At 45.3% G+C, this 14,907-nt stretch carries 15 protein-coding genes and 1 pseudogene; 7 read left to right on the top strand and 9 right to left on the bottom strand.

The features are described from left to right. Positions 1 to 237: pseudogene (locus RMO55_RS06620) on the bottom strand (sulfite exporter TauE/SafE family protein); the annotation flags it as partial. Positions 238 to 277: 40 nt separating this feature from the next. On the opposite strand from RMO55_RS06620, the gene RMO55_RS06615 reads away from it, so the two are divergent. Together RMO55_RS06615 and RMO55_RS06610 are read left to right on the top strand one after the other, a co-directional pair. Further along, positions 278 to 1,342 (top strand): DUF2235 domain-containing protein, encoded by a 1,065-nt coding sequence (locus RMO55_RS06615; RefSeq protein ID WP_310425115.1) that lies wholly within the window; start codon positions 278 to 280, stop codon positions 1,340 to 1,342. 88 nt (positions 1,343 to 1,430) lie between these two features. Continuing rightward, on the top strand, positions 1,431 to 2,564 hold the full coding sequence (locus tag RMO55_RS06610) for a quinone-dependent dihydroorotate dehydrogenase (protein WP_310425113.1): 1,134 nt from the start codon (positions 1,431 to 1,433) through the stop codon (positions 2,562 to 2,564). A 104-nt stretch (positions 2,565 to 2,668) separates the two neighbouring features. Here the strand turns inward: RMO55_RS06610 and RMO55_RS06605 are convergent, their stop codons facing one another. From RMO55_RS06605 to RMO55_RS06580, 6 genes are all read right to left on the bottom strand, one after another. Further along, on the bottom strand, positions 2,669 to 4,156 hold the full coding sequence (locus RMO55_RS06605) for a cryptochrome/photolyase family protein (RefSeq protein WP_310425110.1): 1,488 nt from the start codon (positions 4,154 to 4,156) through the stop codon (positions 2,669 to 2,671). Positions 4,157 to 4,164: 8 nt separating this feature from the next. Continuing rightward, positions 4,165 to 4,704 (bottom strand): protein tyrosine phosphatase family protein, encoded by a 540-nt coding sequence (locus tag RMO55_RS06600; protein ID WP_310425107.1) that lies wholly within the window; start codon positions 4,702 to 4,704, stop codon positions 4,165 to 4,167. Positions 4,705 to 4,793: 89 nt separating this feature from the next. Continuing rightward, on the bottom strand, positions 4,794 to 5,951 hold the full coding sequence (gene nspC, locus RMO55_RS06595; RefSeq protein WP_310425104.1) for a carboxynorspermidine decarboxylase: 1,158 nt from the start codon (positions 5,949 to 5,951) through the stop codon (positions 4,794 to 4,796). A 298-nt stretch (positions 5,952 to 6,249) separates the two neighbouring features. Further along, positions 6,250 to 6,495, bottom strand: a complete 246-nt coding sequence (locus tag RMO55_RS06590) for a hypothetical protein (protein ID WP_310425101.1) — start codon at positions 6,493 to 6,495, stop codon at positions 6,250 to 6,252. A gap of 68 nt (positions 6,496 to 6,563) precedes the next feature. After that, positions 6,564 to 7,856, bottom strand: a complete 1,293-nt coding sequence (locus RMO55_RS06585; RefSeq protein ID WP_310425098.1) for a tetratricopeptide repeat protein — start codon at positions 7,854 to 7,856, stop codon at positions 6,564 to 6,566. Between the two features lie 91 nt (positions 7,857 to 7,947). Then, the gene (locus RMO55_RS06580) at positions 7,948 to 8,535 is read right to left on the bottom strand and encodes a DUF3038 domain-containing protein (RefSeq protein ID WP_310425094.1); all 588 of its coding nucleotides are present in this window, start codon (positions 8,533 to 8,535) and stop codon (positions 7,948 to 7,950) included. 247 nt (positions 8,536 to 8,782) lie between these two features. Here RMO55_RS06580 and RMO55_RS06575 point away from each other — a divergent pair, with 247 nt between their 5' ends. The 4 genes from RMO55_RS06575 (at position 8,783) to RMO55_RS06560 (ending at position 11,579) form a co-directional block, all read left to right on the top strand. Next, positions 8,783 to 9,295 (top strand): adenine phosphoribosyltransferase, encoded by a 513-nt coding sequence (locus RMO55_RS06575; protein ID WP_310425091.1) that lies wholly within the window; start codon positions 8,783 to 8,785, stop codon positions 9,293 to 9,295. A gap of 119 nt (positions 9,296 to 9,414) precedes the next feature. Further along, a complete protein-coding gene (locus RMO55_RS06570; RefSeq protein WP_310425089.1) occupies positions 9,415 to 9,717 on the top strand; it encodes a DUF3288 family protein in 303 nt (100 codons plus the stop codon). Between the two features lie 285 nt (positions 9,718 to 10,002). Further along, positions 10,003 to 11,082: a PIN/TRAM domain-containing protein gene (locus RMO55_RS06565; protein WP_310425086.1), complete on the top strand. Its 1,080-nt coding sequence runs from the start codon at positions 10,003 to 10,005 to the stop codon at positions 11,080 to 11,082. Between the two features lie 59 nt (positions 11,083 to 11,141). Continuing rightward, the gene (locus tag RMO55_RS06560; RefSeq protein ID WP_310425084.1) at positions 11,142 to 11,579 is read left to right on the top strand and encodes a hypothetical protein; all 438 of its coding nucleotides are present in this window, start codon (positions 11,142 to 11,144) and stop codon (positions 11,577 to 11,579) included. Between the two features lie 56 nt (positions 11,580 to 11,635). Here RMO55_RS06560 and ribD read toward each other — a convergent pair whose 3' ends face one another. Next, on the bottom strand, positions 11,636 to 12,739 hold the full coding sequence (ribD, locus tag RMO55_RS06555; RefSeq protein ID WP_310425081.1) for a bifunctional diaminohydroxyphosphoribosylaminopyrimidine deaminase/5-amino-6-(5-phosphoribosylamino)uracil reductase RibD: 1,104 nt from the start codon (positions 12,737 to 12,739) through the stop codon (positions 11,636 to 11,638). A 203-nt stretch (positions 12,740 to 12,942) separates the two neighbouring features. Between ribD and RMO55_RS06550 the strand changes: the two genes are divergently transcribed. Continuing rightward, positions 12,943 to 13,797 carry an HAD family hydrolase gene (locus RMO55_RS06550; protein ID WP_310425079.1) on the top strand — a complete coding sequence of 285 codons (855 nt, stop codon included), beginning with the start codon at positions 12,943 to 12,945 and terminating at the stop codon, positions 13,795 to 13,797. Positions 13,798 to 14,010: 213 nt separating this feature from the next. On the opposite strand, the gene RMO55_RS06545 is transcribed toward RMO55_RS06550, so the two are convergent. After that, a complete protein-coding gene (locus tag RMO55_RS06545) occupies positions 14,011 to 14,850 on the bottom strand; it encodes an HAD family hydrolase (protein WP_310425076.1) in 840 nt (279 codons plus the stop codon). Between the last annotated feature and the right edge of the window lie 57 nt (positions 14,851 to 14,907).

The following is a 14,907-nucleotide window of genomic DNA, read 5'->3' as shown; positions in this document are numbered from 1 at the left end:
CGAACCACGGGCAACGGGCCAGCAGAGCGATAACTGACAGCAGCCCGATCGATAAAAGTTCAGCGTCGCGATCGCTGACACAAAGATCTTTAGCACTAGTGCTGTCGGTTTCATCACCGCTGGATCTACACCAAATAGTGCCATTGCTGCCAGATATCCCGACGCGCCACCATGTCCCACGGAGCTGTATAATACAGCAGCAGTGAAGATGCAACTAGCTAATAATAATTCAGACACTCATCTCTACCCACTTGCGATCGCCTAATCATAGCTAATTATGAAGCAATTAATCGTCTGTAGCGATGGTACCTGGCAAAAAATCACCAGTCCTTATCCCACTAATGTTGTCAAGATTACCCAGGCGATCGCCGATAATCCAGACAATCTAGTTTTTTATGGTGAAGGTATCGGTACGGGAAATTGGATCGATCGCATCTCTGGCGGTCTTTTTGGCTGGGGGATAGACAAAAATATTCAAGATGCTTACCGATTTTTGTGTCTAAATTATGCACCAGGCGATCGCATTTATCTATTTGGATTTAGTCGCGGCGCATATACAGTCCGCAGTTTAGTCGGACTAATTCGATCGATCGGGATGTTACCTCGTCAAGGTGTGCGGAAGATTCCCCAAGCTTATAAAATTTATCAGGATGCGAAGGGTAAGTACGTTGACAAAGGTGAATTAACTCGCGAAAGTGTCAAAGTCAGAGAACTGGAAGATCTCGTCAAATTCCGTCAGCAAATGACTTCAGAATTTGGGAATAATTATCAAGAGATTGCCGAAATTACCTTATTGGGATGTTGGGATACTGTCGGTGCGTTAGGAATTCCTCGGATTGCTTGGATACCTGCTGTTATCGATCGATTCTTCAATAAAAAATATGAATTTCACAATACCAAATTAAGCAGCACGATTAAATATGCCATCCATGCTGTTTCTATCGACGAACACCGCAAGGCATTTTTACCGACAGAAATGAAAGCAGCACAGGAGGGACAATTAACTGAAGTTTGGTTTCCTGGTGGGCATGGTGGTGTCGGTGGTGGAACGTTCGCTAATAGCCCTTTGTCCAATCAAGCCTTATTATGGATGATGGAAGAAGTCGAACGGTTAAATCTCGGATTGACATTCGATCGACACAAGATTGAAGATGGATTCAAAACAGATGCAACTATTCGGACTAATGATGAATCCAAACTGCCTTTTTTTAAAGGAATGCGACTGATTCCAACTGATGCAATTTTACATGCTAGTGTCTTTCACCGCTGGAAGTCTTGTGGTTGGTATCGTCCTAAAAATCTCGTCGAAAGTCAGGGTAAAGTACTAGATAACGATAATTGATAATTGATAATTGATAATTGATAATTACCTATCTCTATCCGCCTAGCGTGGGTATGGCTCGATCTAACAAGCAAGAAAGAATAACATTTTGGATATTTATCAACTCGCAGTTCGCCCCTTATTATTTTCTGCTCTCAAAGCCGATCCAGAAGCGGTTCACAAGCAGTCATTAGCTCTATTACACGCGATCGATTCCACTCCCACGGCACCCCTAACCAAACTTGCCAAAGCAAGCTTTCAGCAGTATTTTTGTCGGTCTGACAGCAAATTAGAACAATCTTTATTCGACTTAAAATTTGCCAATCCTGTCGGACTAGCAGCAGGGTTTGATAAGGATGGAATTGCCGCAGGGATGTGGCAATATTTAGGATTTGGATTCGCCGAATTGGGGACAGTTACTTATCATCCTCAACCTGGAAATCCCCAACCGCGTTTATTTCGACTACCCCAAGATCGTGCGGCGTTAAATCGAATGGGTTTCAATAATTTGGGTAGTGCAGCGATGGCTGAAGCATTACAACAGCGTCAACAAAGTGATTTTACCATGCCGATCGGGATTAATTTAGGTAAGTCAAAAATCACTGAATTAGATGATGCAGCGGGTGATTATTTAGGCAGCTTTAAACGACTAAAAGATCTGGGTGACTATTTCGTAATTAATGTCAGTTCGCCGAATACACCTGGGTTGCGAGACTTACAATCGATCGAACCTTTACGGATTATTTTCGATACCTTACAACAGGAAAATCAAGGCACAAAACCAATCTTAGTTAAGATTGCGCCCGATTTAGCCTGGGAAGATATCTCGGCAGTAGTGGAATTATCTCAAGCATCTAAATTAGCGGGAATTATCGCCACGAATACGACAATCGATCGATCGAAGTTAACGACTAAAATCATTGCCGCTACAGGTAAAAGTGTCAATGACGAAGCAGGTGGAATTAGTGGCGCACCAGTTCGTCAAAAGTCTACCGAAGTCATCCGCTTTATCCATCAGCAGACAGGTGGAAGTTTACCAATTATTGGTGTGGGCGGAATTTTTACCGCCGATGATGCCTGGGAGAAAATTACCGCAGGGGCGAGTTTAATTCAAGTATATACAGGTTGGACTTATAATGGCCCCTGGATGGTCGATCGCATTTTAACAGGATTATTAGCTAAACTAGAATCGCGCGGCTTGACATCGATTTCCGATGCTGTAGGGATTGGGACTGAAAAATAGCAATTGATGCTAGTGGACAATCCACCAAGCTATAGTTACTCTGACACTCGTTGGCAACGAGCCGTGATGTCTACTAGTGTTACCAAAAAATTTGGCTATCGAATTCATTGTATCAACTTATCTAAAAATAGATCCGCTGCGCAGAGGTGCTGCTGTTGCTTTTCTAATGGCATTTTATCAAACATTTTCACTAACATTCCCAAGCGTGGATTGCTTAAAAAGAAATCTCGATGAACGTGCATAAACCGCCAAAATAATCCATCCCAAGTTACTTGCCAATCACCCTTAGGAAAATTACTCATTTTCATCAGATAGTTACTACCGCTAATATAAGGCTTAGTACACATTCCACCACCATCAGCAAATTGACTCATTGCATACACATTCGGCACCATCACCCAATCATAAGCATCGACAAACATTTCCATAAACCAGCGATACACCTCGTCAGGATCGAACTCACATAACAGCATAAAATTTCCCACCACCATCAACCGCTCGATGTGATGACAGTAACCGCTTTTTAGCGTCTTTTTAATAGTGGCATCTAGGGGTAAAATACCTGTAGTCCCATTCCAGAAACTGGCAGGAATCGATCGAGTAAAGCCCCAATAGTTGCTGGTACGCTGACTCCTTCCCTTGCGAACGTAGGTAATCCGAATAAACTCCCTCCAGCCCATTATCTGCCGCACAAAGCCTTCTAGGCTATTTAGAGGTACCTTATCCACCATTTCCAGAGCGGCATCAATTATCTGTTGCGGCGACAGTAGCCCGATATTCAGCAACGGCGACAGCACCGAATGATGCAAGATTGTCTCACTCAATACTATCGCATCTTCATAAGCCCCAAAATCGGCAAATCGCACTGTCAAAAAGTCCGCCAGCCAAGTATCAGCTTCGGCATAAGTTGTCGGATAAAATCCAGCAGCAAAAGGCTGCTCTACCGAGCCATAGTTATCGGCAAAATGTTGACTCACATATGTCTGAGCTTCCTTGACATACTCATTGAGCTTAGGTAATTTGATAACCGGAGCCGATCGATTCTTAGGAAACTTTAGTCTATTATCAACATCATACGTCCACTGTCCGCCTAGGGGTTTACCAGATGTATCCAGCAAAATTTGCCGCTGCTTGCGTCTGTCGATATAAAAATCAGTCTGCTTATAACTCTTCCGCTTGTCAAAAAATTCCGCTATTGCAGCAGGATCTTCCAAAAAGTTAGGAGATCGATATGCTGTCAAATGAATGCCTTGCTGTTTCGCTCCCTCTACCAATCGCTGATGTAGCCAATCATCTACCACATCTGCATAATTCAATTCGCAGATACCCGCAGCGGCGATAATGGGTAAAAGTAGCCGTAGATCGCATTCTGGGCTGGTAGCTGGAATATATCGCAGCTCATAGCCTTGCTGAGTCAGATAATCTGCATACATTCGCATCGTGGCGCGATGCAACAATAACTTCTGCTGGTGAAAGCGATATTGATGGAAAAACAGCCATTCTTCTACTAAATAAACAATTTGTTCCTTTACCAGTGCGGGATGTTTGGGAAAAAGCTGATGGGGGAAAATAATGCTGGCAGGGCTAGACATATCGACGATTAATTTATTATTTTTTCAGCGATTGTCCGATTGATAAACTCTTGCCAAATTGGATTTGGACTCCAGATTCTAGCTAACTCAATTTGTGCGGCTTCTTCGGTGACACCTTCATAGATTCGGCGATATAAATACATAAAACTAGATACACGTAAATTAGCGGCACAATGGACGAAGATCGATCGATCTTGGTTCAATTTCATGACATCACAAAAGCGATCGAAATCTGCGATTGTCGGTCGATCGAATTTTACTGAAATATGAATATATTCGATACCCAATGACTCGACGATCTCTTTTTCATTCGGCAAGGCATTTTCATGGGTACCCGGGGCAAGATTGACAATCGATCGATATCCGGCTGCTTTAATGCTCGACAACTGCGATTCAGTCGGTTGTCCCGCCGTGGCAATTATGGGCGAAAGTTGGAGAAAGTTAAATATATCTGCTAAATCATTACCCATCAGATCGATCTGTGTATATTGGCTAATCGATAGTTTGATAAATCTGAAAATAGTTTGAATCGGATTAGTAAGATTCATGATTTTAATTTACTGTCTGTATCATTGATAGCGATAGCAGATCCCCGACTTCTCGAACAAGTCGGGGATCTGAAGAGGGGATCTGAATATCAACCCAATCTCGATCGATAGTCCTCGTAAGAAAACTCGCGCCACAGTTTAAAGTCACCATCTTTATCGATGCGTCCGATCGAAGGATGAACGACTCCATTAAACATCGAAGTTTTGACCATTGTATAGTGCATCATGTCTTCAAAGATCAGGCGATCGCTAATTGCCAACTCCTTATCAAAAGCATAGTCACCTAAAAAGTCACCAGCCAGACAACTAGAACCACCCATTCGATAAATTGTATCTCCCGCTTCCGGTTCCCGTGCGCCGCGAATTGCTGGCTTATATGGCATCTCCAAACAGTCGGGCATATGCGCAGTAAATGATACATCTAGCATCACATTTACCAGATCGTCAGTGGGAATTAGATCCAATACTTTACCCATTAAAAATCCGGTTTCCCAAGCAATTGCCGAACCTGGCTCCATCAGGAGTTGAATGTGGGGGTGACGATCGTGAAAAGCATTTAATACCTCGATCGCATGATTTACATCATAATCTTTGCGGGTCATCAGATGACCGCCGCCAAAATTCAGCCACTTGAGTTGTGGTAAAAACTTCCCAAATAGTTTCTCGATATTAGCGATCGTTTTTTCTAATGCAAATGAATCACTCTCACATAAATTGTGAGATAAAAATCCATCTATTCCCTCAGGTAAAGTATCACCCATATGTTCTGGCGATACCCCTAGTCGTGTCGATGGCTGACAGGGGTTGTAGAGCGCGGTTTTGACTGGTGAGTACTGGGGATTGATTCGCAAGCCTACCGAAGGTTTGTCTGGCGTATGAGCGGCAATCTGTTGACGAAACTGGGAGTATTGACCGATCGAATTAAAAGTCAGATGCGAAGCCAACGGTAGAATCCCTGGAACATCTTCAGCGCGATAGGCGGGCGAATAAACATGTACCTCAGTCCCAAATTCCTCAGCAGCGAGTCTCGCTTCCCATAAAGAGCTAGCCGAAGCACCCTTTAAGGTGGTGCGAATCTGCGGGAAACTATGAAAGAGAGAAAACCCTTTGAGTGCGAGCATGACACGGATTGGGGCTAATTTTTGGACTCGATCGAATATGGCTAGATTTCGCGCTAGCAGTTGCTCTTCTAAGACAAAACAAGGCGATGGAATGGTTGCTAAAACGTCGTCGTTATTTGGGGTCATATTTACTCAAGTAAATTTGGTATATCTATCGATTTAGAGGCAGAAACAAAGGCTTCTTTGAGAAGCCTTTGTTTGTAACAAGAATTACTGCTGTCCTAAAATTTCTCTGGTGCTATCTACAGTCAATTTTAGCAAGTCCCTAACACTTACAACTGCTCATTGATTAAGCCCATTAATTTGCGCTTGCGTCCATGTGTCACAACCAACTAGTCTCGATATTCCTGCCACTCATTTTGTCGTCCCGATTGCCGATAGTGCTTTCGCCAGCCAATTTACCGCCTCTTGATAAGATTCCGTCTTACCGCGATTCATGATGTCTTCCGCTGGTGGAATCGCTTTGGCTATGACCCATTCCGGTCGATCGGACATAGCTGCATCCATAATCTGAGACTTCATCCCATTCTTCGACACAAGTTTTGGTAATTGCTGTTAAAACTACCAGCGCATCATTACTATCACCTTGATCGATCAAAACCTGCGCTTGGGCTAAAATCTCTGGTAAATCGTCATCGATCGGATTTTCTTCGCCATTCGCGACACTCATGGTCAGAGGCTCTGCTGATGATGTTAATGTTCGAGTTTTTTCATACTTCCTAATTCAGCAATGTCAATTTATCGACCCCGTTCGAGATTGTCAATCACTCGATCGAGATACCAGTCTTCATCATACCCTGGCTCATCTTCCTTGAGTCGATCGATCAGTCTCTGGGCGATGCCCCAGTGACCGCTGACAAGGACGAATAAGCGTTGGCGGAGGGCTTCGTTTTGGGGTCGAGATCGATCGGTTGTAGGCGGTGGGGACGATTTAGGAGTAGAGCGTTGGATCTGTTGTAATTGAGTTAGGGTCTCTTGATATTTGGGCAGATTTTGACGTTCTAAATAGATGTTAGCCGCAATTTGATAATCGGCGATCGCGCGTTCCAATTCTTCAATTTTGGTATATGTTTTTGCGCGATGTATATATGCTAACGGCTCCTGTAAGTCGATCTCAATTGCTCGATCGAAATCAGCGATTGCCGCATTATAATCATTCAAACTGACCCGAACATTTCCCCGTGCTAGATAGATAAATAGATCCTGGGAATTGAGGGCAATGGCTCGATCAAAATCCAAAATTGCACCCCGATAATCGCCCATTTTATCGCGCAATTTTCCCCGACTGCGATAGGCGACATGGAATTCGGGATCGATTTGAATCGCTCGACTAAAGTCAGCCAAAGCCGCAGATCGATCGCCTTGTTTGAGATACAGTATGCCGCGACAGGTGTAGCTACGAACATCATTAGGACTAGTTTTCACCGCCCAATTAGCATTATCGATCGCACCAGGGAGATCGCCCCGTTCGCCCTGTTCTAATAATTGGGTGTAAAACTGTTCGGAAGTAATTAATGGCAATGGTGCAATCGTCGAAATCGGTGAGCCGGAATGATCGATTGGTTTAGGTTGTAAAGACTGAGCTAATTCTAAACACTGACGACTATTGATAGAATCTTGCTGGGCTAAATATAAATTAGCCGCTATTTTATAAGCCGCGATTGCTGCGGGATATTGAGTGAGTTTCTTACAGATTAGCCCTTTGAGTTGATATGCTGGGGCATAGTCGCGTCCAGATAGGATCGATCGATCGACATCCTCCAACGCGCCAGGAAAATTCTTCAGTGTCAATCGAGCTAAAGCACGGGCATAATAACAATCTTTGTGATGAGCATCGAATGTTAATGCCTGAGTATAGTCAGCAACAGCCGTCACCAGCTCACCCAGATCGAAATATGCCAAGCCTCGTCGGTAGTAAACCTCCGCCCATTCCGGTGTAGCAATCAGCGCGAAATCGAAATCAGCAATCGCCCCTCGATTGTCTCCCGCCTTCGCTTTTACTAATCCCTGCTGATAATAATCTTGATTCATGGAGTTGGGGGGTAGGGGCGTTGGGGAGTAACGGAGTAACGGAGTTGGGGTGTGAAAAGGTAATAAACGATCTAACACACCCCCACTCCTACTACTTCACTTCCCCATCAAACAGACTCATCCATAACCTCTGGGTGCCGAGCGTTCCAGTGCAGAACAGCAGCTTACTCAGGAGCGAAACAGCCAACTCATTTAACGTATCATCATCTTGATAAATACTCACCTTGGCACGGCGGGGATTCATCCGACTACGAAAATGGGCGCGGAAGCGGTCTAAATACTCCGAGAGACGGAAATTGTACTCAGGGGGAATTTGCTTGTCACTGAGCTGCTGCTGGGCTAGGACTAGTTGACGAATAGTCACCGCTAAATGACTGGCTAATCGACAACAAATCGCACTGAGAGCTTTAGCTTCATCGATCGACAAAATCCGGCGGGTGTGCGCGCGACGCATGGGATTGGTCGATCGCATCCGCCACAAGACGATCCGATTTTTGATAATATCGTTGAGGTCTAATTCTTTGGCAAGCTCCAGGATTCTTTCCGAACTGCCCGACTCGATCGCTTCGATCGCCAGTAGCATGAGATCTAGTTCGACTTTGGTTCGGCGCGGACAAGCACCTCCCGCAATGCTGGGATTGGGTAGACTTTCTAGTACCCCCAATAGCGGTTCGGACATGGGGCCATTTATCAGCGATGCACTCATATTACGATCGAACGACTAGTTATGCGGTTTGAATTATTTAGAGATCTAGACTCAATTCCGTGGCAAAATTGTTGCAATCGATCTTAACTTACCGATCGAGATCGAGACGATCGCCAAGATCTGCTACAACTCAGCATACCCGAATTTAAGACATTAACCCCATTGACAATTAACCATTAATTATCAATTTTTATTTACCCTTAGTCGCTCGATACAAATAATGGATCTCAAACCGCTCATCCGTGACATTCCCGATTTCCCCAAACCTGGCATCCTGTTTCGCGATATTACTACGCTCCTAAGCGATCCGGCTGGGTTAAAATACTCGATCGATACTCTCGCTACTCAAGTAGGAGATTGGCAACCTCAGTATATTGTCGGGATGGAGTCACGAGGGTTTATTTTTGGAGCTGCGCTGGCGTATAAATTAGGAATTGGTTTTATTCCTGTGCGCAAACCTGGAAAATTACCAGCAGCAGTTCATACGGTTGAATACGCGCTAGAATATGGGACAGATCGACTAGAAATCCACCAGGATGCAGTAGTTCCAGGCAGTCGAATTTTAATCGTCGATGACTTAATTGCTACTGGTGGTACCGCCGCTGCTACTGCTAAATTATTACAAGAGATTGGTTGCAATTTAGTCGGCTGCGCTTTCATCATCGAACTAGACGATCTCCACGGTCGATCGCGTTTACCCGATGTACCAATTATCTCACTAGTTCATTATTAGAGGGTAGAGGCTAGAGGCTAGAGGGTAGGGAGTAGTGGAAGGGAAAATGCTCTCGAAGCCCTAATCCCTAATCCCTAATCCTTAATCCCTATCCCCTATCCCCTATCCCCTAATTCTAGATGGCAGAACAAAGTAGATTACCTCAAAGACATCCCCAAGAGAAAGTCGATCGAGCGATTGTCGATCTATTATTAGAAAGCGATCCGCAAGAAGCAATGGCGATGGCGGAACTAGCTAGACTGCGAATTCGCTATAACGGCTTTCCTGGTGCAGCGGATATTCAAGCAAATCTCGATCGATTATTGATCGAATGGCATCTGACTGAAGAGCAATTATTCGCTAAAACTCGCGCACTCCACAGCACCGAACAGATTTATCAAGTCAAAGCCCGAAAATATCAAGAACAGGAAGATTGGAACTAAATAAGTCGTAATTCAGGTTATTGAAACATGTTACGTCGCTATGAATGACATAAAAATGGGTAATTATCAATTATCTGCTTGGTGCACTTTTCGCTGCTTGGTGCGCTAAACCCTCGGCAAAGCCGAGGAGCGCGCATCCGCAAACCGTCGGGAAACCAGGGCGTGCGCGCATCCGCAATTATTAATTATCAATTCTTGAAATTACAATTCTGCTAAATAACCGATCGGCACCAGATATAATAGGGGAGAGATCTGTTTATACTCGACTCGATCGGAAGCTTACCCATGCTCGACTTTACTATTATCCTGCTACTAATCCTCGCTGCAGCAGGGGTTGGCTATGACATCGTGGATATATTACCCAGTCAGATGCTGGCACAAGTCACCAATCAAGAAGGTTTACGAATTGTCTCCGCAGGCTTTGCCGCTATATTTGGCGGAATCGTTGGATTTGTCATCAAAACTGCTTATCGCCGATTGGAAGCCCAGGTGAGGCAACTACCTGTAGATGTACTGTTAACTAGAGCTGTCGGCTTGGTACTAGGGCTGCTGATTGCCAATCTGATGCTCGCACCAGTCTTCCTCTTGCCTTTTCCAGAGGAGTTTTCTTTTCTCAAGCCACTGTTGGCGATTTTGGGGAGTGTGATGTTTTGCTATCTGGGTGTGACACTGGCTGACACTCATGGCGGCGCGTTCTTACGATTGCTCAATCCCCAAAATGTCGAAACAATGTTAGTGGCGGAAGGAACACTCAAAGCGATCGCACCCAAAGTCATCGATACTAGTTGTATCATCGATGGGCGGATCGAAGAGTTATTAAATACGGGGTTTGTCGAAGGACAAATTTTAGTACCTCAGTTTGTGATCCAGGAATTGCAGACACTGGCAGATGCCGCAAATGACATGAAAAGAATTCGCGGACGTAGGGGGTTAGATATTCTCAACCGGATGAAAGATGGTTTTCCCGATCGAATTATCATTCACCCGATCGATTACCAGGATATTACCACCGTCGATGCCAAATTAGTTCACTTTGCTAGTGAAATTCACGCTACCCTACTCACGAATGACTACAATTTAAGTAAAGTCGCCAATCTCCAAGAAGTTTTCGTCTTAAATGTCAACGATTTAGCTCATGCCGTTCGTCCCATTTATCTACCTGGGGACTGTCTCGAAATAAAAATTATTAAAGACGGCAAAGAAGCCGCCCAAGGCATCGGCTATCTCGATGATGGCACGATGGTAGTAGTCGAAGAAGGACGCAAATATGTCGGTGCAGAACTGAGAATTATCGTTACTTCTGCGCTGCAAACATCTGCTGGGAGAATGATTTTTGCGAAGCCTTACGCCTCGATGATGGCTTAGGCTTCAACGTAACAAATATTTCGACCGCTTTTTGTGGCAAAGAACGAGAGTGAAAAGTAGTGGAAAAATACGACCCAAAAAAGAGTACTGGCGCGTTTGAGTACCTCAACGAGTATTTTTTCCTTTCAGCGGAAGAAAGTTCGCCAGACGGAGCCTTTGACTGGATATTTATGATGCACGACGAAGATTGGCATCTCCTTACAGAGGCATGGCAAAACCGTCCATCAAACTGGCGTGAGTCTTACGCTTATATCCTAGGGGAAGGGCCAGTAAAAAAGAGTTTTCCGCTACTTCGACAGGCTCTCTTTGACGAAAACTTTGATGTTGCCACACAAGCAGCCTGCGGGTTCGCAAGTCAGCGTCTCGATCGAGATGAGGACGCTCCTGAAATTCCTACTCTCGATAACGAGATTGTTTCACGATTAAGAGAGCTTGTGGTTCTGTCTGGTGGTAAGTATCTGGAAGAGGTTATCGTGCTACTTCAGACGTATGTTTAGTAACGTCAGTTTCTCCTGGCGGGGAGATAGAACAACTTACCGATCCTGATCCCGATTTAGTTCATATTTACATAGCCCTGAACCAAGAGATCTGTACCGATTTGTTGCCAGGTTACCCGTTCTAATGCTAGAGCTTGATTCATCGATCGAATCCCCAGATCTCCTACTGGGGAGGGTGCGGCGATTCCACCGACAATTTTAGGGGCGATGAACGCCAATACTTTCTGAATCGCCCCATCAGCAATCGCACTGGCGGCTAGTGTCCCGCCACATTCCCACAATACCGATAGATGACCGCGATCGTAGAGATGCTGCATCACTAGTTTGGGGCTGAGTGTCTCCAACTCTAACACCTGAACCCCTCGATCGACCAATCTAGCGAGCATTTCTGGATTTCCACCCCTTTGGGTAACGACTAAGGTTGAAGCCACACTGGTGTCCCACAGAATAGCCTCTGCGGGCACATCTAACTTTTGCGTCATCACGACTCGCAACGGATTGGGTGTATCCGACTGATGACTAGTTAGATGAGGATTGTCCCGTCGTAATGTATTTCCCCCAATAATCACCGCATCGCATCCCGCACGGAGGTGGTGAACATAGTGGCGGGAAGCTTCGCTACTCACCCAGGTACTATGTCCGCTATCGGTGGCAATTTTACCGTCGAGAGTCATGGCATATTTTAAGATTCCCAGGGGACGATGATGGACGATCCGCTGAATAAATCCTTCGTTCAATTCCTCACAGGCGGCTGTTTCTACTCCCACGACGACCTCAATTCCCGCTTGCTCCAGTGTCGCAATTCCGCCACCGGCAACGAGGGGATTGGGATCTATCATGCCTACTACTACTTTCTTCACTCCAGCAGCTACCAGAGCTTGCGAGCATGGGGGTGTCCTACCATAGTGATTGCATGGTTCGAGACTGACATAAATTGTGGCTCCGCGCGCCCTCTCACCCGCCGCCCGCAATGCGAATACTTCGGCATGAGGCTGTCCCGCCCCAGGATGAAAACCTTCGCCGATAATTTCACCATCTTGGACAACCACCGCACCGACGAGGGGATTTGGTGCGGTTTTCCCCCAAGCTTGTTTGGCGAGACTCACACATCTGAGGATCATCTCTCGATCAAATTCTGTAGATTGTATTAAATTAGGCATAATAAATAAGAAATAGTGATATGAACTTGCTCGTCTAGATCGGATGTTTGCGATTCTCCTGTGGGAGAGGCTCCGCCAACGACTATCTGTCCATCTACCTCATCATTTCACTATCTCCGCTCTTTCTGCTCCTATATTACTAGCATAATTTTTACTGATGATTCGTTGGCGGAGCCTCTCCTGGGAGAATCGAGTTAATACCAATGACAACTGATCAAGAAGCTGTTATTGTTAAGAAAGATTACGCTAAAAATCCTTCTGGTAATATAAAACTTATGCCAGGCTTCCCTAGTACCTCTTCCAAACCTATTAACATATTTTGTGATTTTGATGGACCGATCGTCGATGTATCCGATCGCTATTACAGTACATACCATCAAGCATTAACCGATACTGCTCAATTTTACCGTGCGTTGTCATCCCAGCGATCGACAGACTTAGATTTTCCGCTCAAGCTCACGATTTTGAGCAAAGCGCAGTTTTGGCACATGAAACAAAATCGCGTTCCCGATCTAGAAATAGCTCATCAGTCTGGCTTAGGAGCCGAAGAAGTAGATTTTTTCCGCCAGCGGGTGGTCGAAATCGTCAACTCATCGGATTTACTCCCGCTAGACAAGCTCCAACCAGGAGTCGATTGGGCGTTAAATTTATTGCGCTCTCAAGGTACTAAGCTGATTTTGGTGACGTTACGCGATCGAGATGAAGCGGTCGAGTTCTTAGAGCGGCATGGACTCAAACAACTATTCGCTGGTATCTATGGTACCACCAACAGTCAAGCTGCATACCAAAACTACGCCCAAGTAAAAACCCAACTGCTCGAACAAGCGATGCGCGAGCATCAAATCACTCAGATGGATGCCGATTGGAGTTGGATGATTGGGGATACTGAAGCCGATATTCTCGCAGGTAGAGCGATGGAAATTCCCACCATCGGGCTAACTTGCGGGATTCGGAGCGAACGACAACTCAGCCAATTGCAACCAACCCTGATTAAAACCGACTTACTCTGCGCAGCGCATTATTTGGTGGGTATTAATTCCTTGCAAACTTGCGGGTGAATTAGTGGATGGTGGATAGCGATCCTTCAACTCCCCGCTCCCCGCTCTCTTCGTTAATTTTCTCCCTAGGGGTATTGACAAAAAGTTAAAGATCGGTTATCTTTGATTTAGTGTGAGGAGCGAATCAAAAAGAAGACCGAGACGAAACACGGCCAGTCGTCGGTCTTCTTTTTGGTTTTATATCCCAGGACCTGAGGTCTGAAAAAATCTTGGTTAGGAATTAAGAATAAACTTTTCAACGGCGATCGCAACACCATCAGCTTCAATATCTGGTGCCACCCAATCGGCGAGAGACTGGACATCAGCCGGTGCGTTGCCCATTGCGACACCAATGCCAGCATAGGCAAGCATTTCGACATCATTATAATTATCGCCAATTGCGAGGATATTTTCAGCGGTGATGCCTAAGAATTCCTTAGCAACATAATCGATCGCCGAGCCTTTATTAACACCAGATTGAGTAGTTTCCAGGAAAATCGGGACGGAGGTAGTAACGTGCAATTCCGAGGGCGAATAGCGTTGACGCAGATCTAGTAGTAAAGACTGGATCAGATCTGTGTCTTCAGACATTGCTAATATTTTAGTCGGTCGATCGATTAAAACTGTCCGCAGATCGGTGACTGGAGTAACTGGGATACCACTTCGTCCGATGTATAGTTCGGTATCGGGGTTAATATCGCGGACGTATAAACAATCATCGCGGTAGACGTGGATGGATAACTTGTCAGCTAGATGAGTTTGCTCGAAGTAATCGATTAATTCCCGTGCAATCTCTACAGGTACGGGGAGATGTCGATGAGTTATTCCCGTAGCTGGATCTTGAATCCAGGCACCTTGATAGGCAATAATCGGGATATCTGCACCGATTTCATGGTGGAACCGCAATGCAGACTTGTACATTCTCCCCGTAGCAATCCCGACGCGGACTCCTTGCGCTTGGGCGGCTTTAATTGCTTGTTTGACTCTAGTACTTACCTGATTGGATTTTCCCGCGATCGTACCATCAATGTCTACGATGAGGAGTTTGATTTCGGCGGTGCTCGGTGATGACATGATGATAATTTGGATCTAAAACCAAGTATCAGCCTATCATCTCCATCGGGTCGCTTG

The organism is Chamaesiphon sp. VAR_48_metabat_135_sub, from assembly GCF_031418915.1.
In the GTDB taxonomy this organism is placed as follows: Bacteria; Cyanobacteriota; Cyanobacteriia; order Cyanobacteriales; family Chamaesiphonaceae; genus Chamaesiphon.
This window is presented reverse-complemented; position numbering and strand designations above follow the sequence as displayed.